The following is a 16,856-nucleotide window of genomic DNA, read 5'->3' as shown; positions in this document are numbered from 1 at the left end:
AACCGCCCTCCTTTCCCGAGGGGATCGACGAGCTGAGCCGGCCGGATCAGCGGTGCAGGGGGGTGCCCTCGACGGCGACCCGGCGGCCGAGCCGGGTGAGGGGGTAGTAGTCCCACACGGCGTGGTGCTGCACGCTGCGGTTGTCCCACAGCACCAGGGTGCCCGCCTGCCACCGCACCCGGCAGTGCAGCAGCGGGGTGCCCGCTATGTGCGCGTACAGCATGCCCAGCAGGGTGTCGCTCTCGGTACGGGAGAGCTGGGTGATGTGCGAGGTGTAGGGGGCGTTCACGAAGAGCAGCTCGCGGCCGGTCTCCGGGTGCCGGACGACGACGGGGTGCTCGGTGCGCGGTACGTCGTACTCGGCCGGAGGGGTCTGTCCGGCGGCGGTCCACGGCAGGGCGCCGTCGTGCAGGGCGGTCAGCCCGCCGAGGAACTCCTTCATCGCGGGGGAGAGCAGTTCGTAGGCGAGGTGCATGTTCGCGAACAGGGTGTCGCCGCCGCTGCCCCCCTCGGGAACCGTCGTGAGGTACAGCAGCGACCCGAGGGAGGGCGCCGGGTCGGCCGTGCCGTCGGAGTGCCAGCCGTTGCCGGCCACCGCCCGGGAGTCCTTGTCCGCGCTGATCTCCAGGATGTACGGGTCGGAACCCTCCACGGGGAGGGTGACCGGGTGCAGTTCACCGAAGACGCCCGCGAACCGCTTGTGCTGCTCGGGGGTGAGGTCCTGGTCGCGGAAGGCCAGGACGTGGTGGGTCCGGAAGGCGTGCTTGATCTCCTTCTCCTGCCGCGGCGTCAATTCCTGGGACAGGTCGAGGCCCGAGACCTCCGCGCCCAGCAGCGGGGTGAGGGGGCTGACCGAGAGGGTCTCGTACGGCTCTGCGGGCCGGGTGGTCAGCCGTTCGACGGCCTGAAGGGCGTACTGCTCCATGGGGGTCCTCCGGGGTTGGATCGGGGTGGTACGGGGCTGGGGCCGGGGTGGGGACGGGGGGTGCGGGCGGTTCACAGTCCGCGGTCGAGGAGTTCGGCGACCACGAGGCGGCCGAAGGCGAGGTTGCCGTGGATCGTGTCGTCCGGCCGGCTGAAGACGGGGCGCTGCGCTCCCGAGCGGTCGGTCACCCGGGCGCGCAGGTCGACGATCTCGACGCCGCGCGCGGCGGCCTCGTCCCGGACGATGTCCTGCGCGGCGTGGAACACCCTCGCGTCCGCCATGCCGGGGACGCGCTGCGGCGGCATCGGCGCCAGTACCCGCAGACCGAGCGCCGCCGTGTGGTCGTAGAAGGCGAGCGCGCCGCGGACCATGGCCTTCACCAGGTCCGCGAAGAGCGCGCCGCGCAGGAAGGCATCCGGGAAGCCGCCCCGGCGGTCGCGGTGGACGTCCCAGTTCTGCCGGGTGGCCACCGTGTGCGCGCTGAACCCGAAGGTGCACACCAGCGGCACCGGCAGTCCGGCGAGTCCTTCGGCGCCGAGGGCGTCGAGGAACTCCCGGTACAGCCGCTGCCCTTCGGCCGCGCGGAAGACCACCTCGGTGCCGTCGGTGTCGAAGAAGGGGCCCAGGAAGTCCCGGCCCGAACCCACCGGCCCGCCCGCGAAGGGAAGTCCGGCGGCCGCCGCGGCCTGTCCCACGCAGGCCGCGTGGGAGTCACCGAGCAGGAGGAACCGGGCGGGGGCCGTAGTAGTCGAGCAGGGCGTCGTCACAGGAGTGGTCCTCTCCGCCGGCGACGGGCAGGGGCTGCGGGGGAGTGCCGGGGGTGCGGGACGGTTCGCCCCGCAGGGCCCGGAAGAAGTGGCTCATCACGAAGGCCACGCCCTCGGGACGGACGGTACGCAGGTTGGCCTCGAAGAAGCCCGGCCGGCCCGGGGCACCCGGCGCGCCCGGGAGCGCCGGCGGGGCCGGAAGTCCCGTGACGATCTCGTACGACGGGAAGTAGTCGACGTGGTCGTCCTCGTCCGCGAGCTGCCCGGCCGCCGCGCGCAGCACCGACTTCGAGAAGGTGGTCGCGACCAGGGCGTGCCGTCCGGTGGCGGTGGCCGTCAACGGCACCGGGGAGACCGTGAGGACCGTCCGCAGACCGGGGTTGACGCCCCGGGCCATGGCCAGCGCCTCCGCCAGGTCCTCGTGCACCCGCGCCACCGTGTGGTTGCGCAGGACGTACCGGTCGGCGTCGAAGGTCCCGCGGACGGTCCCGGGGCACATCGGCAGCACGGTGTCCAGCTCCGTGTCGTGCCACGCCTCGGTCAGACCGAGGGTGAAGACGAAGACCTCCGCCTCGGCCAGCGCGGTGCGCAGCGCGCCGAGGGTGACCTCGCGGGAGCGCAGCAGTTCACCGGGCGAGGCGAACCCCTCCGGCTCCACCGTGGGCCGGTACGGGTCGTGCCGGCGCCCGTCCTCCTCCCAGACCTCCCGCGGGGGTGTGCGGACGCCGAGCGCCCACGCGATCCACTGGCGCAGCCCGGCGGCGGTGTAGATGTTGCCCGTGCGGAAGGAGAACCGGCGGTAGCCGCGGTCCGCCCGCTGCTGGGCGGTCAGCCCCGGCGGCGGCAGCTCGGCGTCGTACCAGTGCATGCCCTCCTCCAGCAGGGCCCGTCCGATGTGGCCGGCGAAGCAGGACCCCGCGGTGATGACGGGCGCGTCCTGGCCGATGGGGAACTTCGGCGTCCACAGGTCGGCCACGTCCAGCGGGTCCCGTTCGGCGACCGCGCTGCGCCAGAAGGAGCGCGCCGGCAGGCTCGTATAGGGGTGTGGTGCCATGGGGTGTGCCTCCTCAGGGCTGCCGGACGGAGCGGCCGGGGTCCGCCGCGAGTACGGCGGCGACGTCCCGCGCGTGGGGCGCGGCGACGAGGCCGTAGTGGTCGGCGTCGACCCGGTGCACCCGCGAGGTCCGGGGCAGGTGCGCGTCCCAGGCGCCCGGCGGCGTCGGCCGCGGGGCGAGCGAGGGGGCGTCCACCGGGCGTTCGGCGAGCCACACCGTGGTGGCCGTAGCGGTGATCCGCGGCAGCCGGTGCTCGGCCATGGCCGCCAGGTTGGCCCGGCAGCAGCGGGCGAGGCGCTCGGCGTACGCGCGGCCCGGATCGGTCAGGCCGCCCGCCCGGCTGCCGCCCAGTTCCCGGGCGAAGACCTCGTCCACCTGCGCCTTGTCGTACGCGGCGAACTCCGTTCCGGCGCCGGGCGGCGGAGGGTCGAGCAGGTACAGGCCCGCGACCGGCCGCTCGTCCCGTTCGGCGAGGGCCGCCATCGACAAGGCGGTCCAGGCGCCGAACGACCAGCCCGCGAGCCGTAGCCGGGGGCCCGCGTCGGGGAAGGCGGCCCGCACGGCCCGCAGGTAGTCGGCGGCGCGGTCGGCGATCGACCGGGCCGGCAACCGCGGATCGCGCAGCGCCGGGTCGGGTATCAGACAGACCGTCAGCTCGCCGGGCAGGGCCGAGACCAGCGGCCGGTACGCCTGGATGTCGCCGCCGACCGGATGGACCAGGCACAGGACGTCCTCGCCGGTGCCGCGCTGCCAGACCTCGACCTCCGCCTCGGCCTGTGCCGGCCCTTCCTGCCAGACCTGCGCTCCGGCACCCGGTACGGCGGGCCGGCGGGGGTCGCCGCCCAGCTTGCCCAGGATCTCCGTGAGGCTCACCCGGTGGCCGAGGGCGGCGAGGTCGATGTCGGTGCCGTAGCGGCGTTTCACCTCCTCCAGCAGTTCCAGCAGGGTCAGCGAGTCGGCCCCCAGGTCGTACAGGGGTGCGTCGGGGGCGACGGTGTCCACGCCGAGCAGTTCGCACAGGACCTCGGTGAGTTCGGCCGCCGGGTCGCCCGGCCGGTCCTCCCGAGTGAACGGCTCCTGGGCCGACGGCTCCTGACGGGCGGCGGGCGCCGCCTCGTAGAAGAACCGCGCTTCCGGCAGGGGGGTCGTGCTGACCATCAGGTGCGGCAGCCGCAGGCGCAGGGCGTGCGCGAAGACCGCCGCGCCGTCCTCGGGCGTGAGCGCGACCCTCAGGTGCTCCTGGTGGCGGCGGTCGCCGCTCAGCGCCTGCCGGGCCATGCCGACCTCGCGCCAGATGTCCCAGCCGATGCTCAGCCGGTCGGTCACCGCGCCGCCACCGCCGGAGGCAGGACGGCTCGGCGGGGGCGTGTAGTGGGCGAAGGCGTCCAGGCAGGCGTTGGCCGCCGCGTAGTCGAACTGGCCGACACCGCCGTGCTGGGCCGCCATCGACGAGCAGTACGCCACGTACGCGGGGGTGTGCCGGGCCGCCAGCCGTTCGACGAGCAGGGCACCGCGCAGTTTGGCCGCGGTGGCGCGGCGGGCCGTCGTGGCCACCCGTCCGGCGAGGAGCCCGCCCGCGGCCGTGCCCGCGGCGTGCACGACGCCGGCGAGACCGTCGAGGTGCGGGGCGAGCCGGTCGGCGAGCGCGTCCAGGTCCTCCGTGGCGAGGTCGGCGCCGACCAGCGTCACACGGTCCTTGTACGGCCGCAGCCCCGCCGGTGTCCCGGTGCCGCGGGCCAGCAGGACCACGCGGTTGGCGGGGTCCGCCAGGAGCCGGGTGGCCAAGGTGACGCCGATTCCGCCGGTCCCGCCGAGGATCAGATGGGTGCCCGGCTCGGCCACCCGGACGCCGTCGGCGGGGAGTTCGGGTGCGGGGACCGGCTGGACGGGGCGGTGCCACCAGTAGCCGTCGCGCAGGGCGACCACGCGCGGGGCCGGCGCGGCGTCGCACAGCAGGGCCGGCAGGTACGGTGCCCAGTCCACCGGGTCGGGGCCGGGCAGGTCGATCCAGCGGGGGACCACCCCCAGTTCCTGGCGAGGTGTCTCGACGCCCGCCGCGAGGAGCCCGGCCAGGGGCGTGGCGACGGTGCCGGTGACGGGCTGCGCCTGGTGCGACAGCAGCCAGACCCGGGGCCTCCGGGCGGCGGGCAGGCCGCCCAGGGCCTTGCTCAGCGCGGCCACCGCGTCGAGACAGACCCGCTGGGCGTCCTCCAGCGCACGCTCGTCGACGCGACCGTCCAGAGCCAGGGGCAGCGCGTGCAGCCAGTCGACACCGGACCCGCCGCCGTCGTCGACGAGGGCGAGCAGCGCCGCGAGCTGGCCCGCGTCACAGGGGTCGGCCTCGTAACGGTCGTCGGCGAGCCGGTCGAGGGCCGTCGCGGGCCGCACCCGCACCACCCGGGCGTAGTGCTCCTCCAGGAACCGCCAGGTGTCCGCGCCGGTGGCGCCGCCGGCGTCCGGGGTGACGACGACGGCGGTCCGCCGCACCGGACCGGCCTCCGCCGGGCCGTCCACCGGCGCCCCGGGGGCGCGTCCTGCGGGCAGGGCGGCGGGAACCGCGCCAGGTCCCGAGGGAACACCGGAACGGGCCCGGCGCAGCCGTGTCCACTGCGGCTGGTGCAGCCACTGGCCGGCGGGCAGCCGCCGTGGCGGCAGGGCGGCCTCCTCCGGCCCGGGCACAGGCGTGGGCACAGGCGCGGGCGCGGACGCGGCCCGCCCGGGGGCGCGCGGGAAGTCGTACTCGGACGTGTCGAACGCGGGCGGCGGGAAGTCCCACGGCGCCCAGGCCGGTCCCTCGGGCCAGGCGACGCCGCGACCGGCCGTCCAGGCCTCGGCGAGGAACCGCGGGTCGTCGCTCCGCGCCGGCGCCTCCTCCCGGACGGCCGGTACGGCGACCGGGGCGGGCGCGCGCAGCCAGGCCGCGGCCGACGCGGCGTCCGGGCACACCGCCGCCGCCCGGTGACCGAGCGCGGGACGCCCGGCCTGGAGATGCCGCAGCACCTGCGGATAGGAGCCGGGGTGCGCGTCCAGATAGTCGGCTATGCGGCGGCCGTCCGCGCGCAGGGCGGCCGCACTGGCGGCGGAGAGCACCACACAGGGCACCGCGGCGGGCAGGCCGGCGGGCACACCGGCATCGGGCGCCGGCCCGGCCGGCCGGTGGGAGGGGTGCTCCAGCAGCAGGTGGGCGTTGGTCCCGCCGATCCCGAAACTGCTGACGGCGGCGACCCGGGGCACGTCCCGGGGCCAGGGTTCGGCCGTCACCGGCACCCGGAACGGACCCGCGTCGATCTCCGGGTTGAGCCGGTCGAAGTCCGCCGTGGGCGGGACCACCCCGTGGTGGACGGCGAGCACGGCACGGACCATGCCGACGACGCCCGCGGCGGCGCCCAGGTGCCCGATCTGGCTCTTGACCGAGGACAGGGCCACGCCCGCGTCGTCCGCCAGGCCGTACGCCTCGCGCAGCGCCGCGGCCTCCACCGGGTCGCCCAGCGCGGTGCCGGTGCCGTGCGCCTCCACATAGCCGAGGTCGGTGCCGCCGCGGCCGCTGCGGTGCAGGGCGGCACGGATCGCCGCCCGCTGGCCGGAACGGGCCGGTGCGCTGTAACTGAGCTTGTCCGCACCGTCGTTGTTGATGCCGGAGCCGGTGACGACGGCGTACACCGTGTCGCCGTCGCGGCGGGCGGCGGCGAGGGGTTTCAGTACGACCACACCGGTGCCGCTGCCTCCCACGGTGCCGGCGGCGTCCGCGCTGAACGGCCGGCAGTGCCCGTCGGGGGAGAAGATGTGCTGCGGCCGGTAGGTGTAGCCGTCGGTGAGTCCGGTGTCGACGAGGACACCACCGACGAGCATGACGTCGGCGTCGCCCTGGCGCAGCAGCGCCGCCGCGAGGTGCACGCCGACCAGCGAACTGGAGCACGCCGACTGCACGGTGAAGGCGGGACCGGTCAGCCCCAGGTGGTAGGCCGCCTTGGTGGCGAGGAAGTCCTTCTCGTGGTGCAGGGCGAGCCGGAAGGTGTCGGGCAGCGCGTCCGGGTCGCCCTCGCGCAGCATGTGCTGGAAGTAGGTGTTCTCCCCGCAGGCGGCGATCAGCCCCACCCCCCGGCCGGCCGGGTCGCCGATACCGGCGTGGGCGAGCGCCTCGACGCAGCTCATCAGCAGGTGACGCTGTTGCGGGTCCATGAGCCGGGCCTCGCCCGGGCTGAGGGTGAAGCGCCCCGGGTCGAAGGCGAGGAGCCCGTCCATCTGGCTGCGGGCGCCGACCCGGCCGTCCGCGGCGGGGAAGTGTTCGATACCCCGGCGGCCGGAGGTCACCAGGTCCCAGAAGGCGGCCAGGTCGGGCGCGCCGGGCAGCCGTACGGCCATGCCGATGACGGCGACGGGCTCGTCGCCGGCCTCCCGGTCCGGCCCGGCCCCCGCGGCCCGGCCCGTCCGTGGCACCGCGTGGCCCGCCCCGTCGGTCCCCGCACCGTGCCGCCCGGCCAGGTGACCGGCCAGGGCGCGGAGGGTGACGTGCTCGAACAGGTCCGGTACGGAGAAGGAGAGCCCGTCCTCGCCGTCGCAGGCGAGCTGGAAACGCATGAGGTCCAGGCTGGTGGCGCCGGCGTCGAAGTACCGCTGACGCACGCCGATCCGCTTGCCCGTCACGTCCTCGAACACTGCCGTCAGGCGCTCCTCCAGCGGTGACAGGCCGGTGGCGGCCGGGTCCGTCCGGCTCAGGTCGTGACCGGACGCGGTGAGCGTGGCGCGCCGGTCCAGCTTGCCGCTCGGTGTGCGCGGCAGCGCGCTCACGCGACGGAAGCGGGCGATGCGCGCATGGGCGGGCAGCAGCGCCGACAGGTGCTCCGCGAGCGCGACCGGATCAGGGTCGCCGCCCCGGCACTCCAGGGCGGCGACCAGGTGGCCGTCCGCCACGGCGGCGACCGCGTTGACCACGCCCGGGTACTGCAGGAGCGCCGCCTCGACCTGCCCCAGCTCCAGCCGGTGACCGGCGAGCTTGATCTGCGCGTCGTCCCGCCCCGCGTAGTGGAGCAGTCCCTGTGCGTCGAAGCGGGCGAGGTCGCCGGTCCGGTACAGCACGCCCAGCTCGGGGTCGTCGGTGAAGCGCTCCCGGTGCGCGGCCTGGTCACCGAGGTAGCAGCGGCGCGCCATCACCCCGCCGATCAGCAGCTCCCCGGTGGCCTGCGGCGCGACCGGGTGCCCGCTGCCGTCCACCACCCGCAGGACGGCGCCCGCCACGGGCCGCCCGATGGCGGGCCGCAGCGGCCAGCCGGCCGGGTCGCCCTCCAGGCACAGGGCGCTGACGACATGGGTCTCGGTGGGACCGTAGTGGTTGAAGAGACGGGCGCCCGGCAGACCGGCGAACCAGCGGCGGATCGCGTCGGTGCACACCAACTGCTCGCCCGCCGTGACGACCTCGCGCAGCCGCGACGGATACCGCCCGGTGCGCACCCCGTGCTCGGCGAGCAACTGCAGTGCCACGTACGGCAGGAAGATCCGTTCCACCGCCGCCGACTCCAACTGCCGCAGCAGGGCCGGGACGTCGTGCCGCCAGGCGGGATCGACCAGGTGCAGCAGCCCCCCGGAGCACAGCGTGGTGAAGATCTCCTGGAAGGAGACGTCGAAGGAGAGCATCGAGAACTGCTGGGTGCGGGCCGGCCGGCCCAGACCGCCCGCGGCGCGCTGCCAGGTCAGCAGGTTGCACAGGGTCCGGTCGGGCACCTGGACGCCCTTGGGGACGCCGGTCGAGCCGGACGTGAACAGCGTGTACAGCGGGCGCAGCCCCTGGTGCGCGGACGGCACCGGCGCCGCGGTGGGCGCGTCGGCGAGAGCGACCGGGTGGCGGGGGAGCGAGGCCGGCGCGAGGGTGTCCAGGACGTCGAGGTCCCGCTGTGCCACCAGCACGCACAGGGGGTCCGCCTGGTCGAGTACGTGCCGCAGCAGGGACGGCGGATAGGCGGGGTCGAGGGGGACGACGGTCACCCCCAGCCGGGCGGCGGCCAGCAGCGCCACGAGGTGTTCGGCGGACGGCTGGAGGTAGAGCGCGACGCAGGCCGGCGCGGCGGGATCGGCCGGCAGCGGATGACGTGCGCGCAAACCGGCCGCCAGCTCGTTCGCCTGCGCGTCCAGTTCGGCGTACGTCAGGGTCGTCTCGCCGTCGGTGAGGGCCGGGGCGTGCGGGGTGGCGGCCACCTGCCGGGCGAAGCCGTCGGCGACGGTCGCGAAGTCGGGCGCGAGCGTCTCGCCCCGGCCGGTGTCGGGCAGGCCGCGGCGGTGGTCGGCGATCAGTTCGTGCAGGGTGACGCCGTCGTCGTCGCCGGTCAGGTGGTCCAGGCACCGGCGGAACAGCCGCGCCGCCGCCTCGGCGCGCTCGGCGCCGAGGTCGTCGCGGTACTCCCACAGGCAGTCGAAGCCGGACTCGTGCTCGACCACGGACAGGGTGAGCGCGCACTTGGCGCCGAGCGGCTCGGGCCAGGCGGGCCGCACCTCGCAGTGGTCCAGGCGCAGCGCGGAGAAGTCGGTGTTCTCCAGGACGAACAGATAGTCGAAGAGAGGGGTGCGCTCGCGCAGCGCCGGATCGGCCAGGAGATCGGCCAGGGCGACCTCCTGGTCCTCCAGGACGTCCCGGACGGCGTCGGCGTGCGAGGCGAGATGGGTGGCGAGGCCCTCGTGGGGGCGGAGCGGAAGCTCCAGCAGGACCGTGTTGGCGAACATGCCGACGGCGTCCGCGAACTCGGGCCGCGGCCGGCCCGCGACCGGCGTGGCGACCAGGGGACGGTCCTGGCCGGTGACGCCGTACACGCTCGCGGCGAACGCGGACACCAGCAACTGGAAGCGGGTCAGGCCGCGTTCGGTGGCGAGCCGGTCCAGGGCGGACCGGCGGACCAGGTCGAGGGAGGTCCGCAGCAGCCGCGCCCGGGGCCGGGCGGCCGCCGTCCCGGAGCCGGGCAGGGTGGGTGACAGCTCGCCGTGGCGGCCGTAGCGCTCGCCGAGCCGGGCCCGCCGGCGCCCGTACGCGGCGCTCTCCTGCCACTGCCGCTGCCAGCGCGCGTAGTCCAGCGGCGTGATCGCGGCCGGCGCGGCGGGACCGCCGGACTCGCCGCGCAGCGCGGCGGAGTAGGCGTCGGCGAGGTCGCGGAAGAGGAGGCTGAGCGACCAGCCGTCCACGGCGACATGGTGCAGGTGCAGCAGGAGCACCCCCGTGTCCGGGCCGCCCGCCCAGGCGGCGCGCAGCATGCGCGGGTCCGTGAGGTCGAAGCGGTGATCGAAGAACCGGTCGGCCAGGTCCCGCCACCGCGTGCCCTCGTCGGCGTCGAGCCGCTCCCAGGGGTCGTAGGGGTCGCCCGCGCGCTGGCGCAGCCCCTGCGGGGTGGGGACCAGCCGCGTCCGTAGCGCCGCGTGCCGCTCCACCAGCCCGAGTACGGCCGCGCGCAGGGCCGCGCGGTCGACGGCGCCCCGCAGACGGAAGACGAGCGGCACGTCGTAGGCGCGGTCCTCCGGGTCCCGCTGGTGCAGGAACCAGAGGCGTTCCTGCTCCCTGGTGGCCGGCGCGGTGGGCTCGCCGGAGGCGGCGGGCACCGGCGGGTGTTCGCCCCCCGCCGCGTCCGGGGCGTGCACGGCCGCGGCGAGCGCGGCGAGGTCGGCCGTGAGCACCAGGCTCTGCGGCAGGTCGACGCCGAAACGCCGCATGACCTCGAAGCGGAACCGCAACGCCTTCAGGGAGTCGCCGCCGTGGGGTATCCACCGGTCGTCGGGGCGCAGCCCGGGCACACCGAGGATGTCCTCGGCGAGGCCGAGCACGGGCCGCTGCTCGTCACTGACCGGCGTGTCGCCCTCGTACGGGCGTCGCCACGGGGCCGGGGCGTCGCGCAGCAGCGCGTCCCGGTCGACCTTGCCGTTGGCGGTGAGCGGCAGTTCCGGTACGAGATGGGTGTGGTGGGGCCGCATGTACGGCGGCAGCCCGGTGGTGAGGTGCCGGTCGTAGGCGTCGAAGGCGAGATCGCCGCCCAGGACGACGAAGGCGAGCAGTTCGCTCCGGCCGGCCTCGTCGCGGCGGGTGCACACGTACGCCTGGCGCACCGCCGGGTGCGCGAGGACGCGTCGCTCCACCTCGCCGGGCTCGATACGGAATCCGCGCACCTTCACCTGGCGGTCGGCCCGGCCCACGTAGGTCACCCGGCCCTCGGTGTCCCGGCGTACCAGATCGCCCGTGCGGTACCAGCGCTCCTCGCCGCCCTCGCCGCCCTCGCCGCCCTCCGTGCCCGGCAGCACGATGAAGCTCCGCTCGGTCTGCTCGGGCAGATTGCGGTAGCCCCGGGCCAGCGCGGGCCCGGCGAGCAGCAGTTCGGCCGTCTCGTCCGGCTCGGCGGTGCGTCCGTCCTCGGTGCGCAGCAGTGTGCGGGTGCCGGGCAGCGGGGTGCCGATGGGCACGGTGGCGCCCGCGAAGTCCCGGGGGATCGGATGGCACAGGGCGAACGTGGTCGCCTCCGTCGGCCCGTACGCGTTGTGCAGGACCGTCCGCGCGGCGGGGTTGGCGTCGTACCACCGGCGGATCAGCCGTGCGTCGAGCTGCTCGCCGCCGACGAGGACCTGGGAGACGGTGCCGAAGCAGTCGGGCACCCTCTCGACGACCGCGTTGAACAGGGCGGCCGTGATGAAGAGCGTGTCGATGCCCCGGTCCGTCAGCGCGGCGGCCAGCCGGTGCGGGCTGTGCACCTGCTCGTCGTCGAGGATCACGCAGACGCCGCCGGTCAACAGCGGTACCCAGACCTCGAAGCTGAGGGCGTCGAAGGCGGGGTTGGACAGACAGGCGTACCGGGCACCGGGCCGCAGACCGATGTAGCCGGGCTCGGCCAGCCGCAGGACTCCCGCGTCGGTGACCTCGACGCCCTTGGGACGGCCCGTGCTGCCGGAGGTGTAGAAGACGAACCCCGTCCCGGTGTCGCCGGTGGCCCGCGACGGCACCGCCGCCGGTACCTCCTGCCGGGCGCCGCCTCCTCCGCCTCTTCCGGTGTCTCGGTCGGCCTGGCCGTCCCGGTCGTCTCCGTCGTCCTGATCGGTCCCGTCGCGCAGGAGCAGGCCGGCGTCGAGGGCGAGGAACTCTCCGGTGACCGGGGGAAGACCGTCGTGGACGACGGCGACGGCGCCCGAGTCGTCGAGGATGTGCCGCCGCCGGTCGGGCGGACTGAGCCGGTCGAGGGGGACGACGGTGGCACCGGCGCGGCGCACGCCGAGCAGCACGCACACCAGCCGCCAGGAGCGCGGCAGGCAGACGGCGACGGCCTGCCCGGGGCCGACCCCGAGGTCGCGCAGCCGCGCGGCCACCAGGCCACTGAGGCGGTCGAGCCCGGCGTGGTCGAGCAGGTGCGTGCCGTCCTCGACGACGACGGCGGACGGCGTGCGCCGCGACCGGGCGAGCACGGCGTCGGCGAGAGCCGAGGCGGGCCGGCGCGCGGCGGAGCCGGAAACGGAGGTGACGTCGGTGCTCATCGTGCCCCCACCTTCGAGGAGGCGGCGGTGGCCGCCGGGGCGGACCGGTGTCCGTGGCGGGCCAGCTCCGCCGTCAGCAGGGCGCCCACCCGCACCGCCTCGGCGCCTTCGAGGATCTCCCAGTGGTCGCAGGCGAGGGTCTCGACCTCGAAGTCACCCCGGGCCCGCCGCTGCCAGAAGGCACGGACCTCGGCGTGGAAGGGCGTGTCGGCACCGTCCGGCACGGCCTGGGCGAGGACCAGGCGGGTCGGGGAGGCGGCGGGCAGGTACTCCCGGGCCGTCGACCGGTTGTGGTTGTACAGCCGGAAGTAGCGCTCGATCTGCGCGTCGTCCATGCCGGGATACATCCCGTTGAACCTCACAAGCTTGTCGCGGAACTCCGCCTCGTCGACGGCGGTGATCGCCGCGCGGGCCGCGGCGTCGTCGGTGGCCTGCGTGTCGAGGAGGACGACACTGACGTCACGGCGCCCGGCGCGGCCGAGGATCTCCCCCATCCGGTGGGCGACGAGACCGCCGTAGGACAGGCCGGTCAGCACCACGGGGCCGTCGTCCATCGGGCCGAGCAGGCGCAGGTACTCCTCCGCCATGGCCTCCACCGTGGGCAGGACGTCCTCGCCGGGGTTCACCCCCGGGGACTGGATGCCGTAGAGCCCGGCATCGGCGGGCAGGTGCTCGGCCAGCGGCAGGTAGCAGAACGCGGTGCCGCCGGCGGGGTGGACGCAGACCACCCGGGGGCCTTCGCCGCGCCGGAACTCGATCAGGCTGCCCGGGGCGGAGTCCGTGCCGTCCTCGCGGAGCAGCGCGGCGAGCGCCTCTATCGTGGGCCGCGTCATGACCTCGGCCACCGGCAGGTGCCGCCCGAAGGACTCGGTCACGGCGTGGGCCATCTTGATGGCGGACAGGGAAGTACCGCCGATCTCGAAGAAGTCGTCGCCGACGCCTATGTCCGGGTGGAGCAGCACGCTCCGCCATATCCGGTACAGGGCGTGCTCGACGTGGTCGCGCGGGCTGGCGGTGTTGACCTGGGTGGAGGTGCGCTCGCGGGCGAGCGCCAGCAGGGCGGCGCGGTCGGCCTTGCCGCTGCGGTTGAGCGGCAGGGTGTCGAGGTCGACCACGACGGCGGGGACCATGTAGTCGGGCAGGCGGCGGGAGAGCGCGGCCCGCCAGTCGCCGGAGGTGCGCGCCGGCGCCGTACCGCGACCGACACCGGCGACCAGCCGCGGCTGTCCCGCGGCGTCGCGGTCGGCGAGGACCACGGCCTCCCGGACGCCGGGCAGTGCCATGAACGCCGCCTCTATCTCCGCGGGTTCGATCCGGAACCCGCGGAGCTTGACCTGGTCGTCCGCGCGCCCCACGTAGGCCGCCTCGCCGTCCGGCTGCCGCCGGGCCAGATCACCGGTGCGGTAGATCCGCTCGCCGGGCACGAACGGGTCGGGCAGGAAACGCTCCTCGGTGAGGTCGGGACGGTTGAGGTAGCCGCGGGCGAGGGACGCCCCGCCGAGGTAGACCTCCCCGACCACGCCCGGCGGCACCGGCCGCATACGGTCGTCGAGCAGGTAGAGGCGGGTGCCGGGAAGCGGGCGGCCGATGGGGCAGGGGCGCTCCAGCGGCCGCGGCTCGTAGTAGGCGGTGCTGTACAGGGTCGCCTCGGTGGGCCCGTAGCCGAAGCAGATCCGCAGGCCGGGCAGGTGCCGGGTCATGCGGTGCAGGGCGGCCTCGGTGAGCGACTCCACGCCGGTGAGCAGCTTGCGCAGCGCCAGCCCGCGCAGCCGTACGGCCGGGTCCTCGTCGATCCACTTGACGTAGGCCGGCGGCAGGAACGCCTGGGTCACCCGCCGCTCCCGCAGCCACGCCAGCAGGGCCTCCGGGTCGCCGCGCAGCGACTCGGGGACCAGGTGCAGCACACCGCCGGTGGTCAGGGGCAGCAGCAGTTCGTGGATCGAGGCGTCGAAGCCGATGCTGGACCAGGCCGAACCGGCCTCACCGGGGGCCGTGCCCATGCGGGCGTGCCAGGTGGCGAAGAGGTTGAGGACGCTGCGGTGCTCCACCGCGACGCCCTTGGGACGGCCCGTGGACCCGGAGGTGAAGATCACGTACGCCAGGCGGTCCGGCCCGCGGTCCGTGCCGGACGGCGGCCGCTCGCTCTCGGTCCCCTCGGCCTCCACACCGGCGAGATCGAGCCATCCGTCGGGGCGGCCGGTGTCGTCGTAACGGTCGCTCAGTACGACGGGACAGGCGGCGTCCTCGACCATGCCGGCCAGCCGGTCGCGGGGCTGCCCGGGGTCGAGCGGCAGGTAGACGGCGCCGGCCTTGAGGATGCCCAGGATGCCGACGACGAGATCGCACGAGCGCCCGGCGTGCAGGCCCACCACGTCACCGGGGCGCACGGACCGGGCGACGAGGGCGTGCGCCAGCCGGTTGGCGCGGCGGTCCACGGTCGCGTAGTCCAGCTCCCGCTCACCGTCGACCACCGCGGTCCGCTCACCGTGCTCACGCGCCCGGGCCTCGAAGAGCGCGGCGATCCCCGAGGCCGACCGCAGCGCGAGAGCCACCGGATCGCCCTCCGGACCCCCTTCGCCCGCACCCTCGAAGCCTCCCGCACCCTTGAGGTCTCCCGCACCCTCGAAGCCTCCCGCACCCTTGACGTCTCCCGTTCCCTCGGAGGCGTCCGATGCCTGGGCGTCTCCCGGCGGCGCGGCGTACCCCGGCAGCGGCAGGGCGTCTCCCGACCCCGTGGCGTCGCCTTCGCGGACCAGCCGCCGCGACTCCTGCGGGTCCATCAGTTCCAGGTCCCGGATGTCGCGGTCGGGACGGCGGGCCATGTCGGTCAGCAGCCGCCGCAGATACTCCGCCCAGCGCCGCGCCGTGGCGTCGTCGAACAGGGCGGTCGCGTAGTCGAGATGACCGAGGAGGCGCCCCTCGGACTCGGTCAGCGACAGCGCGAGATCGAACTTGGCCGGGGCATCGGCGATCGGCAGCGGCCGCGCCTCGACGCCCGGCAGATCCAGCAGGTTCCGCCGGTCCGGCACCCAGGCCAGCATGGTCTGGAACAGCGGGGTGCGAGAAGCGCTGCGCGGCGGATTGACCAGCTCGACGACGCGTTCGAAGGGCAGGTCCTGGTGGGCCAGTCCCTCCCGGACGACGGCACGGGTACGGACGAGCGCCTCGGCGGCGGTCGGCGCACCGGAGAGATCGACGCGCAGCGGCAGCGAGTTGACCAGGAAGCCGATGAGGCCGGCCGCACCGGGGCCGCGCCGGTTCGCGACCGGGCTTCCGACAACGATGTCGTCCTGGCCCGACAGCCGGGAGAGCAGGATGCTCCAGCCGGTCAGCACGGCCACGAACGGTGTCGCCCGGTGCGCCCGAGCCAGCGTACGCAGCGCCGAGACGACGTCCGGGGCCAGCTCGAACTCGACCCGGCCTCCCTCGTACCGCTGTTCCACCGGACGCGGCCGGTCGGTCGGCAGATCGAGAACGGGCGGCGCGTCCAGCAACGCCTGCTTCCAGTAGCGTTCCTGGTCCGCCAGAGCACCGCCCTCGACCGCTTCGCGCTGCTCCCGCGCGTGGTCGGCGTACTGCTTGGGGAGCGGAGGCAGGGGGGCCGGTGGCGGAGAGTCCGGCGCCAGGGCGTCCGGCGGCAGGGCGTCCGGGCCGTGCGCGCGGAAGGCCCGGTACAGCAGACCGATCTCCCGCATCATGACGTTCATCGACGCGCCGTCGTAGATGCTGTGGTGGAGCGTCAGCAGCAGTGCGTGGCGCTCGGGGGCCAGCGTCAGCAGGCGGCCACGCCCGAGCGGACCGGCCGCCAGATCGAACTCCCGCTCCGCCTCGCGGCGTTGCAGCGCGACGACCTGGGCGTCGGGGTCGGCGAGTTCGCCGAGGTCCTCCGCGGCGAGCGGGAAACCGGTGCCGGGCGGCTCGATGAGCTGGTGGACGCCGCCGTCCTTCGAGACCAGCCGGGTGCGCAGTGTCTCGTGGCGGTCGCTGAGCGCGTCCAGGGCCCTGACCAGGGCCGGACGGTCGAGCGGGCCGGTGAGGGAGAGCGCCACGGTCTCGTTGTACGCGGTGTTCGCCCCGGGCAACTGTGCCAGGAACCACAGGCGTTGCTGGGCGAAGGAGGCCGGCCGGAGGCGGGGGGTGTCCTCGGCGTGGTTCTCGGTGGGGTCCGCGCCCGGGCGAGGCGCGGGGACGGAGGCGGGGGTGTGCTGCACCGGCTTACCTGGTCTTCCCGGCAGAGGGGACTGGGGCAGGGGAGGGGCACGGCGGTCCGGGATCACCGGACGGCCGAAGGCCGAAAGGATGCGCGCGACCGGTATCGGGGGAGGCGGGTGCGCGCGGGAGCGAGGAGGGGGTGGGGGGGAGGGGTGGTACCGCATCGGCTCGTCGTTGAGCGGGCGTCCGGGGAGATACGACGAAAGAAATACTGCCTGGCGATCCGCGCTTAGGAGAAAAGACGGTGGGTTCGCGGCTCGCCGGGAAACTTCGTGAGGCATTGGTGATGATCAGTCACGGCCCGAGCGCCTGTCAACACTTGACTTTCCGTAGTGCCCTCACGTAGATGCGGGACTGCCCCACCTGTCGGCAGACACCGGCACATGTGCGGATCGGCCCAGCTCAGCGGGG

5 protein-coding genes are annotated in these 16,856 nt (G+C 75.0%); all 5 read right to left on the bottom strand.

All coding sequences use genetic code 11. From position 1 onward, the window contains the following. Positions 1 to 46 precede the first annotated feature (46 nt). The 5 genes from ABEB00_RS18045 to ABEB00_RS18025 all read right to left on the bottom strand — a co-directional run bounded on the left by ABEB00_RS18045 (position 47) and on the right by ABEB00_RS18025 (position 16,444). Positions 47 to 925, bottom strand: coding sequence for a TauD/TfdA dioxygenase family protein (locus ABEB00_RS18045; protein ID WP_345620795.1), 879 nt, complete (start codon positions 923 to 925; stop codon positions 47 to 49). Between the two features lie 71 nt (positions 926 to 996). Next, complete coding sequence (locus ABEB00_RS18040; protein WP_345620794.1) at positions 997 to 1,620, bottom strand: hypothetical protein; 624 nt, start codon at positions 1,618 to 1,620, stop codon at positions 997 to 999. Between the two features lie 16 nt (positions 1,621 to 1,636). After that, on the bottom strand, positions 1,637 to 2,746 hold the full coding sequence (locus ABEB00_RS18035) for a GSCFA domain-containing protein (RefSeq protein ID WP_345620792.1): 1,110 nt from the start codon (positions 2,744 to 2,746) through the stop codon (positions 1,637 to 1,639). 13 nt (positions 2,747 to 2,759) lie between these two features. Continuing rightward, positions 2,760 to 12,233 carry an amino acid adenylation domain-containing protein gene (locus ABEB00_RS18030; RefSeq protein WP_345620791.1) on the bottom strand — a complete coding sequence of 3,158 codons (9,474 nt, stop codon included), beginning with the start codon at positions 12,231 to 12,233 and terminating at the stop codon, positions 2,760 to 2,762. Continuing rightward, positions 12,230 to 16,444: a non-ribosomal peptide synthetase gene (locus tag ABEB00_RS18025; protein ID WP_345620789.1), complete on the bottom strand. Its 4,215-nt coding sequence runs from the start codon at positions 16,442 to 16,444 to the stop codon at positions 12,230 to 12,232. Before ABEB00_RS18025 ends, ABEB00_RS18030 begins: the two co-directional genes overlap by 4 nt. Positions 16,445 to 16,856 lie beyond the last annotated feature (412 nt).

This window comes from Streptomyces ziwulingensis, assembly GCF_039542605.1.
GTDB lineage: Bacteria > Actinomycetota > Actinomycetes > Streptomycetales > Streptomycetaceae > Streptomyces > Streptomyces ziwulingensis.
Note: the sequence above shows the minus strand (reverse complement) of the source record. Positions and strands in the feature narration are given on the sequence as shown.